11 protein-coding genes, 1 tRNA gene and 1 pseudogene are annotated in these 13,890 nt (G+C 41.8%); 9 read left to right on the forward strand and 4 right to left on the reverse strand.

Annotated elements, in window-relative coordinates; all coding sequences use genetic code 11:
- Window positions 1-172: 172 nt before the first annotated feature.
- Window positions 173-248: transfer RNA gene (locus tag H4W00_RS06065), tRNA-Asn, on the reverse strand.
- A gap of 389 nt (window positions 249-637) precedes the next feature.
- Window positions 638-1,840: a pyridoxal phosphate-dependent aminotransferase gene (locus H4W00_RS06070; RefSeq protein ID WP_209956694.1), complete on the reverse strand. Its 1,203-nt coding sequence runs from the start codon at window positions 1,838-1,840 to the stop codon at window positions 638-640.
- A 616-nt stretch (window positions 1,841-2,456) separates the two neighbouring features.
- Between H4W00_RS06070 and H4W00_RS06075 the strand changes: the two genes are divergently transcribed.
- The 9 genes and pseudogenes from H4W00_RS06075 (at window position 2,457) to H4W00_RS06115 (ending at window position 12,182) form a co-directional block, all read left to right on the forward strand.
- Window positions 2,457-3,194 carry an SDR family NAD(P)-dependent oxidoreductase gene (locus H4W00_RS06075; protein WP_209956695.1) on the forward strand — a complete coding sequence of 246 codons (738 nt, stop codon included), beginning with the start codon at window positions 2,457-2,459 and terminating at the stop codon, window positions 3,192-3,194.
- Between the two features lie 54 nt (window positions 3,195-3,248).
- Window positions 3,249-5,084 (forward strand): NAD(P)/FAD-dependent oxidoreductase, encoded by a 1,836-nt coding sequence (locus H4W00_RS06080; protein WP_209956696.1) that lies wholly within the window; start codon window positions 3,249-3,251, stop codon window positions 5,082-5,084.
- Window positions 5,085-5,211: 127 nt separating this feature from the next.
- Window positions 5,212-6,303 (forward strand): annotated as a pseudogene (locus H4W00_RS12710) (DUF1365 domain-containing protein); the annotation flags it as partial.
- A gap of 423 nt (window positions 6,304-6,726) precedes the next feature.
- Window positions 6,727-7,821: a class I SAM-dependent methyltransferase gene (locus H4W00_RS12715; RefSeq protein WP_442966459.1), complete on the forward strand. Its 1,095-nt coding sequence runs from the start codon at window positions 6,727-6,729 to the stop codon at window positions 7,819-7,821.
- Window positions 7,822-7,946: 125 nt separating this feature from the next.
- Window positions 7,947-8,357 carry a DUF2177 family protein gene (locus H4W00_RS06095; protein WP_209956697.1) on the forward strand — a complete coding sequence of 137 codons (411 nt, stop codon included), beginning with the start codon at window positions 7,947-7,949 and terminating at the stop codon, window positions 8,355-8,357.
- A gap of 147 nt (window positions 8,358-8,504) precedes the next feature.
- Entirely contained in the window at window positions 8,505-8,903 is a 399-nt protein-coding gene (tnpA, locus tag H4W00_RS06100) for an IS200/IS605 family transposase (RefSeq protein WP_209956698.1), read from the forward strand.
- A complete protein-coding gene (tnpB, locus tag H4W00_RS06105) occupies window positions 8,900-10,054 on the forward strand; it encodes an IS200/IS605 family element RNA-guided endonuclease TnpB (RefSeq protein ID WP_209956699.1) in 1,155 nt (384 codons plus the stop codon). Before tnpA ends, tnpB begins: the two co-directional genes overlap by 4 nt.
- Window positions 10,055-10,371: 317 nt before the next feature.
- On the forward strand, window positions 10,372-10,911 hold the full coding sequence (locus tag H4W00_RS06110) for an acyl-CoA thioesterase (protein ID WP_209956700.1): 540 nt from the start codon (window positions 10,372-10,374) through the stop codon (window positions 10,909-10,911).
- 173 nt (window positions 10,912-11,084) lie between these two features.
- Window positions 11,085-12,182: a cation diffusion facilitator family transporter gene (locus H4W00_RS06115; protein ID WP_209956701.1), complete on the forward strand. Its 1,098-nt coding sequence runs from the start codon at window positions 11,085-11,087 to the stop codon at window positions 12,180-12,182.
- Window positions 12,183-12,422: 240 nt separating this feature from the next.
- Here the strand turns inward: H4W00_RS06115 and dps are convergent, their stop codons facing one another.
- Together dps and H4W00_RS06125 are read right to left on the reverse strand one after the other, a co-directional pair.
- Window positions 12,423-12,905 carry a DNA starvation/stationary phase protection protein Dps gene (gene dps / locus H4W00_RS06120; RefSeq protein ID WP_209956702.1) on the reverse strand — a complete coding sequence of 161 codons (483 nt, stop codon included), beginning with the start codon at window positions 12,903-12,905 and terminating at the stop codon, window positions 12,423-12,425.
- Window positions 12,906-13,280: 375 nt separating this feature from the next.
- Window positions 13,281-13,700 carry a GFA family protein gene (locus tag H4W00_RS06125; protein ID WP_209956703.1) on the reverse strand — a complete coding sequence of 140 codons (420 nt, stop codon included), beginning with the start codon at window positions 13,698-13,700 and terminating at the stop codon, window positions 13,281-13,283.
- Window positions 13,701-13,890: the final 190 nt, after the last annotated feature.

Consider the following 13,890-nt stretch of genomic DNA (forward strand, 5'->3'; position numbering starts at 1 on the left):
TTAAGGTATTTTAACTATAGTTGCACAGCGGTTTATAGCAGGGCTCAAGTGATTCTAAACAGCTATAAAGAGACAGCTATAAAAAAACCCCCATCAAAGTGATGAGGGTCTTGGCATATGCCATAATCGAATCAAAGGTGACTCAAGTTATTTACTAGCTATTACTAAAATTTGGCTCCTCAACCTGGGCTCGAACCAGGGACACACGGATTAACAGTCCGTTGCTCTACCAACTGAGCTATTGAGGAATAAGTTGTGAAAGTTAACATTTTCACAATTAGCTTAGCGCAGACTCTAACGAGTTCTTGCTAAGAGGTGCGTATTCTAGCAAAGATAAAAAATAGGTCAAGCCTTTTTTTTATTTTTAATAACCATTAGCGTTATTTTCGCGTGAATACACTATTTTAAGGTTAGGTTTCATCAATGACAGCGCTAATAACAGCAAAGATAAAATATCTCTAAAATTCCAATAAAGCATCTACAAGAATAAAGTGTCTATAAAAATAAAGTGTCTATAAAGTTATGACAAAAAAGACGCCTAGGATAGGACGTCTTTTTTAGTTTAAACACTCTCTGCTAAGCTCGTTTTTGCGACTGTTTTTTAAAACCAGTTCCTAAAACAGCTGGTTTTTAACACTTATTCGACAACGTCTAAATCAGCGACTGCTTTTTCGATACGTGCTAGCGCATCTTTTAGCGTTGCTTCATCAGTCGCGTATGAGATACGCATATGACCACCGAGGCCGAATGCATCGCCAGGAACGACCGCAACACCAACTTTCTCTAGCAACCATTCTGAGAATTCGGTACAAGAAGACAAGCCAGCAGCTTTAATTAACGGTACGATATTAGGATAAACATAGAACGCACCATCAGGACGTAAGCAGGTGATACCTTTAATAGCATTTAAGCCATCAACTACTAGGTCACAACGTTTCTCAAAGGCCTCTACCATCGGCACAAGGACGCTTTGATCACCACTGATAGCCACTTCGGCAGCCACTTGGCTGATTGACGTTGGGCATGAGGTTGACTGCGACTGTACTTTTTTCATCGCGCCAATCAATTTAGCTGGACCACCGGCATAGCCGATACGCCAGCCGGTCATCGCATAGGCTTTTGATACCCCATTTAAGATGATCGCCCGCTCTTTTAATTCAGGGGCAGCGTTCAAGATGTTATAAAATTTATCACCGGTCCAGCGAATGTGCTCGTACATATCATCTGAAACAACATAGACTTGTGGATGCTTTTTGAGTACTTCGGCCAGTGCTTTTAGTTCATCTAAAGTATAAATCATACCGGTAGGGTTAGAAGGGCTGTTCAACACTAACATTTTGGTTTTGTCAGTAATGGCGGCTTCTAATTGCTCCGGGGTGATTTTGAAGTCCTGCTCAGCAGGGCATTTTACGATGACCGGCACGCCTTCAGCGATGATAACCATGTCAGGGTAGCTGACCCAGTATGGGGCTGGAATGATGACTTCATCACCGGGGTTCATAAAAGCTTGGGCAAGATTAAAGAATGACTGCTTGCCACCGACTGATACTAAGATTTCATTGAGTTCATAGCTGAGGTCATTATCACGCTTGAACTTTTCGATAATTGCTTTTTTGAGCTCTGGGGTACCATCAACGGCAGTATACTTAGTGAAGCCATCATTGATTGCTTTGATTGCTGCTTGCTTAACATGTTCTGGGGTATCAAAGTCAGGCTCACCTGCACCCAGACCGATAATGTCTTTGCCAGCCGCTTTAAGCTCTTTGGCTTTGTTGGTGATGGCAAGGGTCGGTGACGGCTTAATATTATTGACGCGGTCAGACAGTTGCAGTTCGCTCATGAGAGATCCTTTTTATCTGTGAGTGGGGCTTGGAAAAATTGAATACCGATTATATAACGTTTTAATGGTTTTCATCATGCTTTGATAGTTTTCATAGCGTTTTACATCAAATTTGTTAACAGTTATTCGATCATTATGAAACGATTAAATAAAAATCTATAGTTCTACTTATGAGTTTGCCTAATATTCTTTTAATGGTCACTATCAATAGGTTCAGTAAACAGGTTCCGTTTTAGTATTGTAGCATGCTGCTATCAGGCTGTCTTAGGTGGCTAGCAACAGAAAAGCAACAACCTATATTTATTGTCCTGCCCTAAATATATAGGGGTTGATTACACCAATTGCTAAATTAATCTGAGAAAAACACTCAATGAAAATCTACAATTAAGCAATGGTTTGCGAAGTTACAACAACAGTTGTCTTACCTTATACTATAATTGGTTAGATGCTCTAAATAGAAAACCTAAATTATTAAAAGAGGGTTAATAATATGTCTGTTAGAAACAGGTTCTAAAAGAACATAAAGAATTAATCACTTATGCGGTAAATACAGCAATTTTTAGTGATAAACTATAATGAATCCCAATAAATAACGATCAAAAGAAGGATGTTCACGATGACCAGTTCTCCTAAAAAACTTCATATTCTCATCACTGGTGCGACCTCTGGTATTGGTAACCAATTGACTAAAGATTATCTGTTAGCAGGCCACAAAGTCTATGCCGTTGGACGTGATGATCAGGCATTAGCTGCGCTCAAAGAATTGGGAGCAGAGACGATTAATCTGGACTTGATGGACCGCGATAAGGTGATTGAGGCCTTTGATAAAATAAGTCAGGTTGACCTAGCGATTTGTGGTGCTGGCATGTGCGAATATTTAGATATGCCAGACTTTGATAGCAGTGTGTTTATGAAGGTATTGTCAGTCAATATGGGCACTTTATCGCATGCTATTGAAGGCGTGTTACCAAAACTGATTGAATCCAAAGGCCGATTAGTTGGTATTGGTTCAGCCTCTGCTTATGTGCCTTTTGCACGAGCAGAAGCTTATGGTAGCTCAAAAGCGGCGATTCACTATCTAATGAAAACCTTACAAATTAGCTTAGCGCCTCAGGGTGTTGCGGTGAGTTTAGTGGTGCCCGGATTTGTGGAAACCCCAATGACCAAGCAAAACGACTTCTCAATGCCCTTCCTTCAGACTACAGAGCAAGCCAGTCGCGCTATCCGTGCTGGGATTGAGAATGGCAATAAGGTCATTGAATTTCCCAAAAAGCTGACCTTACCACTAAAGACTTTGGGGGCGTTACCCGATATGATCTGGCAGCAAGTCAGCAAAAAAATGAATAAAAAATAGTCAGTAATACACCACCAAATAGAATATCTACATAGAGTACAAAGGAAAGTGTTTATGTCGTTTATCCGCCGCAAGCGTGAGCCTGCACCAGCTCAATCTGTAAAGTTGCAATCAATATCGCAATCAACGAAGTCTAAATCTGAACTTGAAACAAGCGTCGATTCTAATGCCATTGATTCTAATGCCATTAATTCTCAAGCTAAGAAACGAGTGGCCATTATCGGCTCAGGGGTATCAGGTCTCACTTGCGCGCACTATTTGGCGAAGCAATATGAGGTGACAGTATTTGAGGCCAATGACTATATCGGTGGGCACGTTAATACTATCGATGTGGCATTACAAGATGGCAAAAAATCAAAAGCCAGCAAAACAGAAAGCAGTGCGATAGATACCGGTTTCATCGTGTTTAATGAACGTACTTATCCTAACTTTTTTCGTTTACTTCACGATTTACAAGTACCGTTTCAGGCAACGGACATGAGCTTTTCGGTTAAAAATACCGCGCGTAATTTCGAGTACAACGGTCATACGCTCAACACCTTATTGTCGCAACGCAAAAACATACTCAGCCCCAAGTTTTGGCAATTTATCAAAGATATTTTGCAGTTTAACAAGCATATCTTGCAGATCCGAAAAGACTACGATACTGCACGCGAGCAAGGACAAGATGTCAGTGCCTTTACAGAACAAACATTGGGTAGTTATCTAGCCAGTAAGCGCTATGGTAAGTTGTTCACTGATAATTATTTATTACCAATGGTGTCCGCGATTTGGTCAACTAATCTGAAAGAAGTGCAAGGATTTCCACTGGTGTTCTTTGCTCAGTTCTTTGATAACCATGGTTTACTTGAGGTTGTTAATCGTCCGCAGTGGTTTACTATCAAGGGCGGCTCTAAGCAATATGTTAATAAACTGGTGCCCCGTTTTGTCAAAGCGGGCGGCACCGTGCGAGTTAATAGCCCAGTACAGTCTATTGAACGTCATGATGGCAAGGTGTCCATAAGTTTTGTAACTACTAGTGCAAATACCAGTGTGAGTACTGATATAAATACCAATGCGAATACTGATGCAAATGTTAAAACTAGCGGTGACTCGCAAACTTTAATATTTGATGAAGTGATCTTTGCTTGCCATGCCGATACCGCTTTGCGTCTATTAAGCGATGCCAGCGAAGATGAGACCGAAGTGCTAAGCCATTTCCACTTTACCAAAAATACCGCTGTCCTACATACTGATACTAGCGTGTTACCCAAAAAACCATTGGCATGGGCAAGTTGGAATTACCTTATTGATAATAAGGCAAATAAAAAGCCCAATCGAAAAAATGATGTTGAAAATAAGAGTGAGCAACAGCCGGTCAAACCAGCACTCACGTATCATATGAATATTTTGCAGCGGCTGACGAAGCAACATAATTATCTGGTCACTTTAAATCATGATATAGATCCCGCTCAGGTTATAAAGCGTATGTATTATAGTCACCCAGTGTTTGATCAAGCGATGGTTGCCGCTCAAACAAAGTGGACCAGCATCTCTGGTAATGGCTTACATACGCACTTTTGTGGGGCGTATTGGTTCAATGGCTTCCATGAAGACGGCGTGCGAAGTGGGCTGCGCGTTTGCCAAGCGTTGGGTCGTGATATTGAGATTAAAGATGAGGTTGACCCTAGCCATTTACCTGATGCCCAAACGGCCCATACGCCATTTCGTTATCAAGATTTGCCAGTAAAGGCAGACAAGCAGCCGCGGAAACTTAAAAAACGTCAGGTGGTTACCGCGACTACTAACCAAGAGTTGGTTGACTATATTGCCACTCTACAACCAACCATTCATGAATTCAGTGGCAAGAAAAAACGGGGCTTGTTTGGTAGACGTCGTAAAGCACAATAGGATGTCGATACTGGCTAATTAGTAACGACAACTTATAGTTCAACAATAGTTTATATTTTAATAGTGGTATCTAAGATAATTAATATTGCTGCAACATTTGCTAGCTGCAACACTTAAAGAGAGCCTTATGTCCACAACTGCTCATCCGTCCGAATCGGCTTCGACGCCAAGCTATCCTCATCAGTTATTTGAGGGTACGACTTGGCACAGTCGCCTATTACCAAGCGTGCACAAATTCACTTATCCTTATCGTTATTGGGGTGTGAATATTAGCGCATTAGCAGCAGGCCAGTGCCTGCCAGAAGTAGCGACACCAACATTTAGTCAGCATAAAGGTCTGAAAGGGCTACCGTTATTTTCAGCACAGCATAGCGCTTTGCAGCAGTTTTACGCTGAAGATTATTTAAAGGGCAATTATTTAAAGGGCAATTATTTAAATAATCCTTCTCTACCTGCTGATTCTCTACATGCCGATTGTCTAAATGATGATGCAAAAGTCAGGGATAGCGTCGATGACGACAACAATGATACTGACATTGGTGTTGATGTTGCTCATGGCAGTAAGGTCGAACAACCAGCGTCATCAGTGCCACTGTCAGCGCAAACTTCAGCGCAAAATCTGACACAGCGTCTACATCAGGCGTTTAACCAGTATGCAGGTAGCGTGCCGACCGGTGACATGATCGGCTTGGTAGTCTGCCGTAATGCAGGAATATATTTTAGCCCGGTAAATTTTTATTTGGGGTTCGATAGTGAGCAGACGCCTACTCATTTGTTGGCAGAAGTCTCTAACACCCCGTGGAATAAACGCCATTATTATGGATTTTTATTGACGGGTGCGAATACTGAGTTTTGTCATGATAAGGATTTTCATGTTTCACCTTTTAATCCTATCGATCAACGGTACCAATGGCAGGTTTCGGTAAAAAATCAGTCCATCGAAGAGCCTAAAACTACCGGCATAAATGATGGGAAAGGTGATTGCTTGCAGGTTCGTATCGCAATCAATATCAGCGATGTGCGCGGTGAGGTATTAAAAACTGGGGTAAAAATGACCGGCATTCCGATGACTGCTGACAGTGTCCAACAAAGCTTACGTCAAAATCCGTTGATGAATATCAGTTCATTGACCCGCATTTATTGGCACGCATTTAAACTGTATGCCATTAAAAAAGTGCCCTACATTAGTTATGATCAAAAGTTAGCAGATAGCCAACAGCAAGCAGTCGATATCAATAAATATGATGACAAAAACAGTCACTCTCAAAAGACCACTCTGGATGCTTCAGGAGTCCAGTCACAGAATACAAAATATATAGACAAGGATAACGAGACCATGCCAGCACGCCCAACCGATCGTACACCATCTTCAACTGTTGGAAAAATTACGGCACGATTAAGCCAAGCCGTTAATAACAGCGCAGTCTTGCAACCTGTAAATAATAGTGTGAACTATCTGGCAAGAAAGGCTATATTTCGTGCACTGCAGCATATTCAGTTTGGCAGTATCACTATCATTGAGGACTCTGACGAAGTGACACCTGTCGTTCAGACCTTTGGCGACCCTACCAAAAATTCAGTTTCCAATCATTCAAAAGTGCGTAGTAGCTCGGCGGTTGGTCGACATCCCTTACATATCACCATGAATATTCATGATAGCAATGTCTATCGTCAACTGTTGTTTGGGGGTTCTATTGCCTTGGCCGATAGTTATATTAATGGGGAGTGGGACACTAATGATCTAACGGGGCTCATACGTCTATCAGCGCGCAACCTAGCGGTAATTGATAATTTAGAGAATCGCTTTGCCAGCATTAGTAAGACTTTTGAAAAAGCCAAGCATCAGTTACGTAGTAATGATCAGACGGGTGCAAAGTCAAATGTCTTGGCACACTACGATTTAGGCAATGCGATGTATCAGCGGTTTTTAGACCCAACCATGATGTATTCATCAGCGGTATATCCTACGCCTGATATGTCACTGGCACAGGCGCAGCAGCACAAGCTGGCGCTCATCTGTCAGCGATTACAACTCAAAGCTGAGGATCATGTGATTGAAATCGGCACAGGCTGGGGTGGGTTTGCGATTTATGCGGCGCAACATTATGGCTGCAAGGTGACCAGCACCACTATCTCTGACGCGCAGTACCAAGAAGCACGCCGCCGTGTCGAGGAAGCTGGGCTTTCTGATAACATTACTCTGCTAAAACAGGACTATCGTGAGCTGACCGGGCATTATGATAAACTGGTCAGTATTGAGATGATTGAGGCGGTTGGACACGAGTATTTACCTACTTTTTTTGCCAAATGTAATGATCTCCTCAAGCCAACTGGGTTGATGGTGCTACAAGCCATTACTTTTAATGATCAAAATTATAGCGATTATGTAAAATCTGTCGACTTTATTCAGACTCATATCTTCCCTGGTGGTTGCTTATTGTCCAACCAGGAACTGACCACACAATTTGCCAAGCAAACGGATATGGTCGTCAAGCAGTTACATGATTATGGTTTTGATTATGCTTATACTTTGCGGGATTGGCGTGCGACCTTTATGGCGCAGCGTGCAGAGATTAAAGCGCTTGGCTATGATGAGGCCTTTGTTCGCCTATGGGAGTTTTATTTCTGTTATTGTGAAGGGGGGTTTTTGGAGCGTACTATTGGTGTGGTACAGGTCACTGCGGTGAAACCCGACAATATAGATACGCTACACTTTTCCGACTTGCCAGCAGCATAATAGTCGGTTGAGTGGGGGAGCATAGAAAGAGTAGGCAAACATTGTTATGATGAAGCGCTATCATCACAACCAACGCTACAAAAAAGCATCATGCTTAAAGCATGTCATTATAAAAGGACATTATCATGGCTTACGTATTTATTTATCTTGCAGCTGTTGTCATATTTTTAGGTGTCGATGCGGTCTGGCTGACGACCATGAAAGGCGCATTTTATGAGGAGCGTATCGGACACTTGCTTGCTGATGAACCAAATATGCTCGCAGCTGGCGTTTTTTATATGTTCTATGTATTGGCGCTATGCATACTGGTATTGTACCCACAAATCAAAGCTGGTAACTCAGTTGGATATATTTTCTTATTAGGTGGACTAATTGGGCTGATGGCGTATGGAACGTATGATTTTACTAACTTAGCATTGTACAAAGGCTTTACCCTAGATACGGCACTAGTCGACTTTGTATGGGGTGGGTTATTGACTGGTTCTGTCAGTGCCATTGTGGCATGGTTGGCTTATCGCTTCCATTGGCTCAGCTAACTTAAATCAGCTGGCTTATATTTAACAAAAGTTCCGCAGAAATCCCCTACTTCTAAAGTAGCGGGATGAATGCATTATTGACTATGACGACATAAATCACTATGGTAATATCAACTCAGTCTAAAAAGACAAAGGTATTGCAATAAAATGGTCTTAGACACAAATTCTCATTCAGTCTTTTTGCTCAGCTACCACTTAATACTGGTTACTAAGTATCGAAGAGAGGTGTTTGATGACGAGGTGTCAAATAGAGCCAACGCTATTTTTGATGCTATTTCCCCTAATTATAAGATTGAGTGTATTGAATGGAATCACGATAAAGACCATGTGCATATTTTATTCAAAGCGCACCCAAAAACCGAGATAAGCAAGTTTATTAACAGCTATAAATCAGCAAGCAGCCGACTACTTAAAAAAGAATTTCCTCAGATCAGACAAAAACTCTGGAAAGATAAGTTTTGGGCGCAGTCTTTTTGTTTGATTACGACAGGCGGTGCGCCATTAGAGGTTATTAAAAAATATATTACTGAGCAAGGTTCAAAATGAGCAAACCCATTCTTAAAGCCTACAAATTCAGGCTGTACCCGACTGATGACCAGCAAGTGTACTTTGCTAAGTCATTCGGCTGCGCTCGTTTTATATGGAATAGAATGCTTGCTGATAAAATAAAACATTATGACTGTCATAAAGAAAGCTTAAAAAACACACCCGCTCAGTATAAAAAAGAGTTTGAATGGCTAAAAGAAGTGGATAGCTTGGCATTGGCCAATGTGCAAATTAACCTGCAAAGAGCCTTCCAAAGCTTCTTCAAATCACCTACTTTCGGCTTCCCAAACTTCAAACACAAAGGTAAAAAAGACAGTTATACCACCAACAATCAAAAAGGCACGATTGCGGTTGGCTTGAACCGTATTAAGTTGCCAAAAATCGGTCATATCAAAGCGAACATTGAGAGAAAAACTACAGGGCTGGTTAAAAGCGCCACCATTACCAAGACCGCGACTGGTAAATACTTTGTCAGTATTTTGGTTGAAACGGTAGCCGTCGATCTACCTAAAACCCAATCAAATATCGGTATTGATTTAGGATTAACAGACTTTATCGTCTTATCGGACGGCACAAAAGTTGCTAATCCTAAGTTTCTAGCGAGACTTCAAGGCAAGCTTGCCAAGGCGCAACGTATTTTATCCAAGCGGGCGCGGGTGGCAAAGGCTGCCAATCGTAAATTATCCGAAAGTTGCAATTACCAAAAGCAGAATACCAACGTCGCTAAAATTCATGAGCGGATCAGAAACACCCGCACTGACTTCTTACATAAAACCTCATTCAATATCGTCAAAAACCACGACATTATTGCGATTGAGGATTTGAACGTCAAAGGGTTGCTCAAAAACCATAAGCTTGCTAAAGCAATCGCTGACAGTTCATGGTCAACCTTTACTAATATGCTGACCTATAAAGCGGACTGGTACGGCAAGACCGTTATCAAGGTTGATAGATGGTATCCTTCGTCTAAAACCTGCTCTTGCTGTGGTCATATCCTTGGCAAAGGTGAGCTTAAGCTAAGTGATAGAGCGTGGTGTTGTCCAAGCTGTAAAATCAAAAATGATCGCGACATTAACGCCAGCATCAATATCCTAAATGAAGGGTTGCGATGCTTGCAAACGCTCAAAAAACCCTTGGTTCAAGGGTGTTAGCTTGGTAAATTTACCTAACCGCTGGTGCAGAACATCGTACTAAGTATGGGTATTACCCAAGAAACCCCTACCTCTTAGGTAGTGGGTAGTTCATATATAGCCCTGTCAATTCAGCCCTGTTAATTTAGTCCCGTCAACTCAAACCCATGATTATTCTTAAATAAAAACTCTTACTGAGTCATAAATCAAAACCACTATGAAAAGACCACTTGGTATACGAGGCGTTTATCCAATCGCTATTAAGTTGCGCTATCATGCGTGCTGCTGTATAAATATGCCTCCAAATAAACAAATCTCAAATGCTCGTAAGGAATGCTATGCCTCAAGCTAACACCACTTCAACTGCCAAAAAAGCACCTTTAAACCATGAGTTATATATGTCGGTGCTCATGACTCCCGATATGGCTAACTTTATCGGTAATGTCCATGGTGGCGATTTACTCAAGATGCTTGACCAAGTTGCCTATGCCTGTGCCAGTCGTTATAGCGGTAATTACGTCGTGACATTATCAGTGGATCAAGTGATGTTCCGTAAGCCCATTTATGTGGGCGAGTTGGTCACTTTTGCAGCCAGTGTCAACTACGTTGGTAGAACCTCGATGGAAATTGGTATCCGCGTTGAGGCGGAAGACGTGCGAGCGCGCACCATTCGTCATACTAATAGCTGTTATTTTACCATGGTCGCTATTGATGACAATGGTAAACCAACACTCATTCCACCACTCAAAGTAGACACCCCGATGCAGCAATGCCGTTTTGACGCCGCCCTAGAGCGCAAGCGTTTGCATACGGAAGGTTCAAATCGCCCAAGCTGTGAAATCTCCACCATGGTTGGTGAGCCAGGAAACACGCTTTAGTGCGGCAATAAATACAGTAACAACCAACTGTTCAAAGTACTAACAAACTAAACAGCGACTCACTAAAAAGCTATTGATACTATAAGCAACTTATTTTAGGCTAAGCTATCTTTTAATCTAAATATTAACATCCTAAACATCAGGATGTTTTTGGTCATTTTATTGAGCTTAGCATGAGTTTAAAGCCGTCTGTTGCCAATCCGCCGCCTGATCTCAAGCATCCCGTGCCTACGCCGAACGGTCGTGCCCGTGGTGCTGGTCATGTTATCTTCGATGCAAATGATGATGCCAGTTCTGGGTCTAATAATAATTCTAATTCTGTACCTGGTGATGATAAGCACTCTAGCTCATTGATTACAGTATTGATTGCAGTTGGTGCCAACCTGATCATCGCTATCGCCAAAACGGTTGCTGCTTTTATGACCGGCTCAGCCTCTATGATTGCAGAGGCGGCACACTCCTGGGCGGACACAGGTAATGGCACGTTACTAATCGTTGCGGAAAAAAAGGCAGTCAAACCTGCTGACAAAAGCCACCCACTAGGCTATGGCAAAGAATCTTATGTCTGGTCGATGATTGCGGCTTTTGGTGTATTCATGGCAGGCTCTATTGTCTCTATTTATACCGGAATTACAGAATGGAATGCTGCTGAATCTGAGACCAACTACACCATTGGTTTTATTGTCTTGGCGGTTGCTTTTGTACTTGAGGGTGCATCATTACTACAAGCCTATCGGCAAAGTAAAAAGCATGGTAAGGCGCTCAATATTAGTGCTATTGATTATGTGGTCGATACTTCCAACGCGACCCTGCGCGGGGTATTTTTTGAAGATTTGGCTGCCGTAGTGGGTCTGGTTATTGCGGCTGCCGCTATGGGTATGCACGCGTATACCGGCCAGCCATTTTGGGATGCGCTGGGTTCTATCATTGTGGGGTTGTTATTAGGGGTGGTGGCGATATTTTTAATCAGCCGTAACCGTGACTTTTTAGTGGGTTATAAAGTCACAGACAAAATACATCATTATATTTTGGCAGAGCTGCTAGATCACCCGGATATCGATAGTGTGTCGTATCTACATCTAGAATGGGTAGGGCCTACCAAGATATTTATGGTGGCTGCGGTAGATATTGTCGGCAATCAGCCAGAAAACAGCATCGCCCACAAATTTGAAGATATCGAAAATCAGTTCCGTGCTAACCCGTTATTCCAAGAGGCTATTTTGACCTTGTCGATTCCTAACGCTGAAACCTTAAGCTTAGAAGGTCAGTAAGTAGCCCAATAATTACGCGTGGCATTTTATAGAGTAGGTCAGTTGGTGGAATATGGCTAAGAAGAGTTATATAGGCTCTAAAATACTACCCGCTTAACGAACAAGCACTAGGATTTATTGTCAAATTTCGAAGTTTATAGCTCATAAAATTTATAGTTCATAAAAAAGGTCACCATAGCGGCGACCTTTTTCTATTCAGCAGATAAGTTAAACTTGTTCTAATTTAATTTTTTAGTGTTATTAGTTCTTTGGCGCATTGGCACCAATGAACCAAGCATCTTTATCAATGACTCGGCTGGCTTCAGTAAATAAATCAGCAGTATCTTCATCGCCAGCATCGCCAGCAGCATCAATAGCTTCACGCAATTTAACAGCTATTTTTTTATAGCGGTTAGTAATCTCACGGACATGCTCATCAACTTCAGTGATATCAGTCGGGTAGTCTTCTAGAATAGAATCTTTGACTACTCGGCTAGCGATGCCATTAGGCTGACCACCTAAAATAACAATACGCTCTGCAATCGCATCTGATACTTCGCGAATACGCTCTGCAGTATCATCTAGTAACTGATGCACACCAATGAAGCCAGTACCCTGTAAATTCCAATGGCACTGTTTGCCATCTAACGTCAAATCAATGACGTTGGCTAGATTGGCATTCAATAAATCTATCATTTTTGCTGCAGTAGCATCGTCTATTCCACTTGCGTAACGTTCTCTCATAGGTTGCTCCATTATCTAATTATTAGTGGGCTAAAAGTGTTATATCGAATCTAAATATAGTGCTTGTAAATGCAGTGTTGTGAATCTACGAAGCACCTTCTCACACTTTATTATTATAGTTAGCATTGCCGTCTACAATGTATATTAAGCGCGGTGCTAGTAACTAGTAATAAGTAAGTAAGTGCTGTTAATGGTTAATTCAGTATCGATAATAACAGCTTATGTCAATGATGGAACCCCTATGCGTTAGGCTTTATTGAGTGGTCGTGTAACGACTTTGTTAAACGTGAAAAGCTTTGTAAAGCGAATCAGGAATAAAGGGGTGTTTGATAATACTTGATCAATAAATCACTATCCTACTATCCCTTGTGACGATCATTCAGCTGGTGTGATGCCTTTTTCTTCAAATTTGTCAAACAATTGCTGCTGAGTCAAATTGGTAGTGTCATTAGCAAATTCGTAATAGCTTGGTTTTTTGTCGATGAAAATTTGGCTTTCAAATTTAAAGTTGGTGTGGTCTTGAAACAGTCCAAGAGATAAAACATAGGTATCAAAGCCAAGCTGATGATAGTATAAATTGGTGCCGCATTTATGACAAAATGCGCGCTCCGCCCATGCTGATGACTGATAGACGGTCATGGACTCTCGGCCAGTAATATCTATTTTCGAGTTGCAATGGACAGCCATCAGCGGACCGCTACCCCAGCGCCGACACATCGTGCAGTGGCAGGCCTCAAAGGTATTGATATCTTCTACTTCAATCGTTACGTTACCGCACAGACAATTGCCTTTCATAAGTTTTTCCTTGATTGAATATAACTCGACTATACGCGAGTCTCTAGATACATATTTCACTATATTGTATTGTTTAGAAGGTTTTAGGTTGCAGATTGGAAAGGTCCTGATGATTTATTAAGTTAGGTTTGTATTGGTTGCTTATGAACAGGAACACAGATGTTAAAGGGACTGTCTTTAGGGGCTGCCC

The sequence above is a fragment of the Psychrobacter sp. PL19 genome, from assembly GCF_017875835.1.
Classification (GTDB): Bacteria; Pseudomonadota; Gammaproteobacteria; order Pseudomonadales; family Moraxellaceae; genus Psychrobacter.

Bases quoted from the DNA above. Each gene is read 5' to 3' on its own strand.
- H4W00_RS06125 (WP_209956703.1), bottom strand. From the start codon at position 13,700: ATGAAAGGCAATTGTCTGTGCGGTAACGTAACGATTGAAGTAGAAGAT.
- H4W00_RS06110 (WP_209956700.1), top strand. From the start codon at position 10,372: ATGCCTCAAGCTAACACCACTTCAACTGCCAAAAAAGCACCTTTAAAC.
- H4W00_RS06070 (WP_209956694.1), bottom strand. From the start codon at position 1,840: ATGAGCGAACTGCAACTGTCTGACCGCGTCAATAATATTAAGCCGTCA.
- H4W00_RS06080 (WP_209956696.1), top strand. From the start codon at position 3,249: ATGTCGTTTATCCGCCGCAAGCGTGAGCCTGCACCAGCTCAATCTGTA.
- dps (WP_209956702.1), bottom strand. From the start codon at position 12,905: ATGAGAGAACGTTACGCAAGTGGAATAGACGATGCTACTGCAGCAAAA.
- H4W00_RS06095 (WP_209956697.1), top strand. From the start codon at position 7,947: ATGGCTTACGTATTTATTTATCTTGCAGCTGTTGTCATATTTTTAGGT.
- tnpB (WP_209956699.1), top strand. From the start codon at position 8,900: ATGAGCAAACCCATTCTTAAAGCCTACAAATTCAGGCTGTACCCGACT.
- H4W00_RS06075 (WP_209956695.1), top strand. From the start codon at position 2,457: ATGACCAGTTCTCCTAAAAAACTTCATATTCTCATCACTGGTGCGACC.
- H4W00_RS12715 (WP_442966459.1), top strand. From the start codon at position 6,727: ATGAATATTCATGATAGCAATGTCTATCGTCAACTGTTGTTTGGGGGT.
- H4W00_RS06115 (WP_209956701.1), top strand. From the start codon at position 11,085: ATGAGTTTAAAGCCGTCTGTTGCCAATCCGCCGCCTGATCTCAAGCAT.
- tnpA (WP_209956698.1), top strand. From the start codon at position 8,505: ATGGTCTTAGACACAAATTCTCATTCAGTCTTTTTGCTCAGCTACCAC.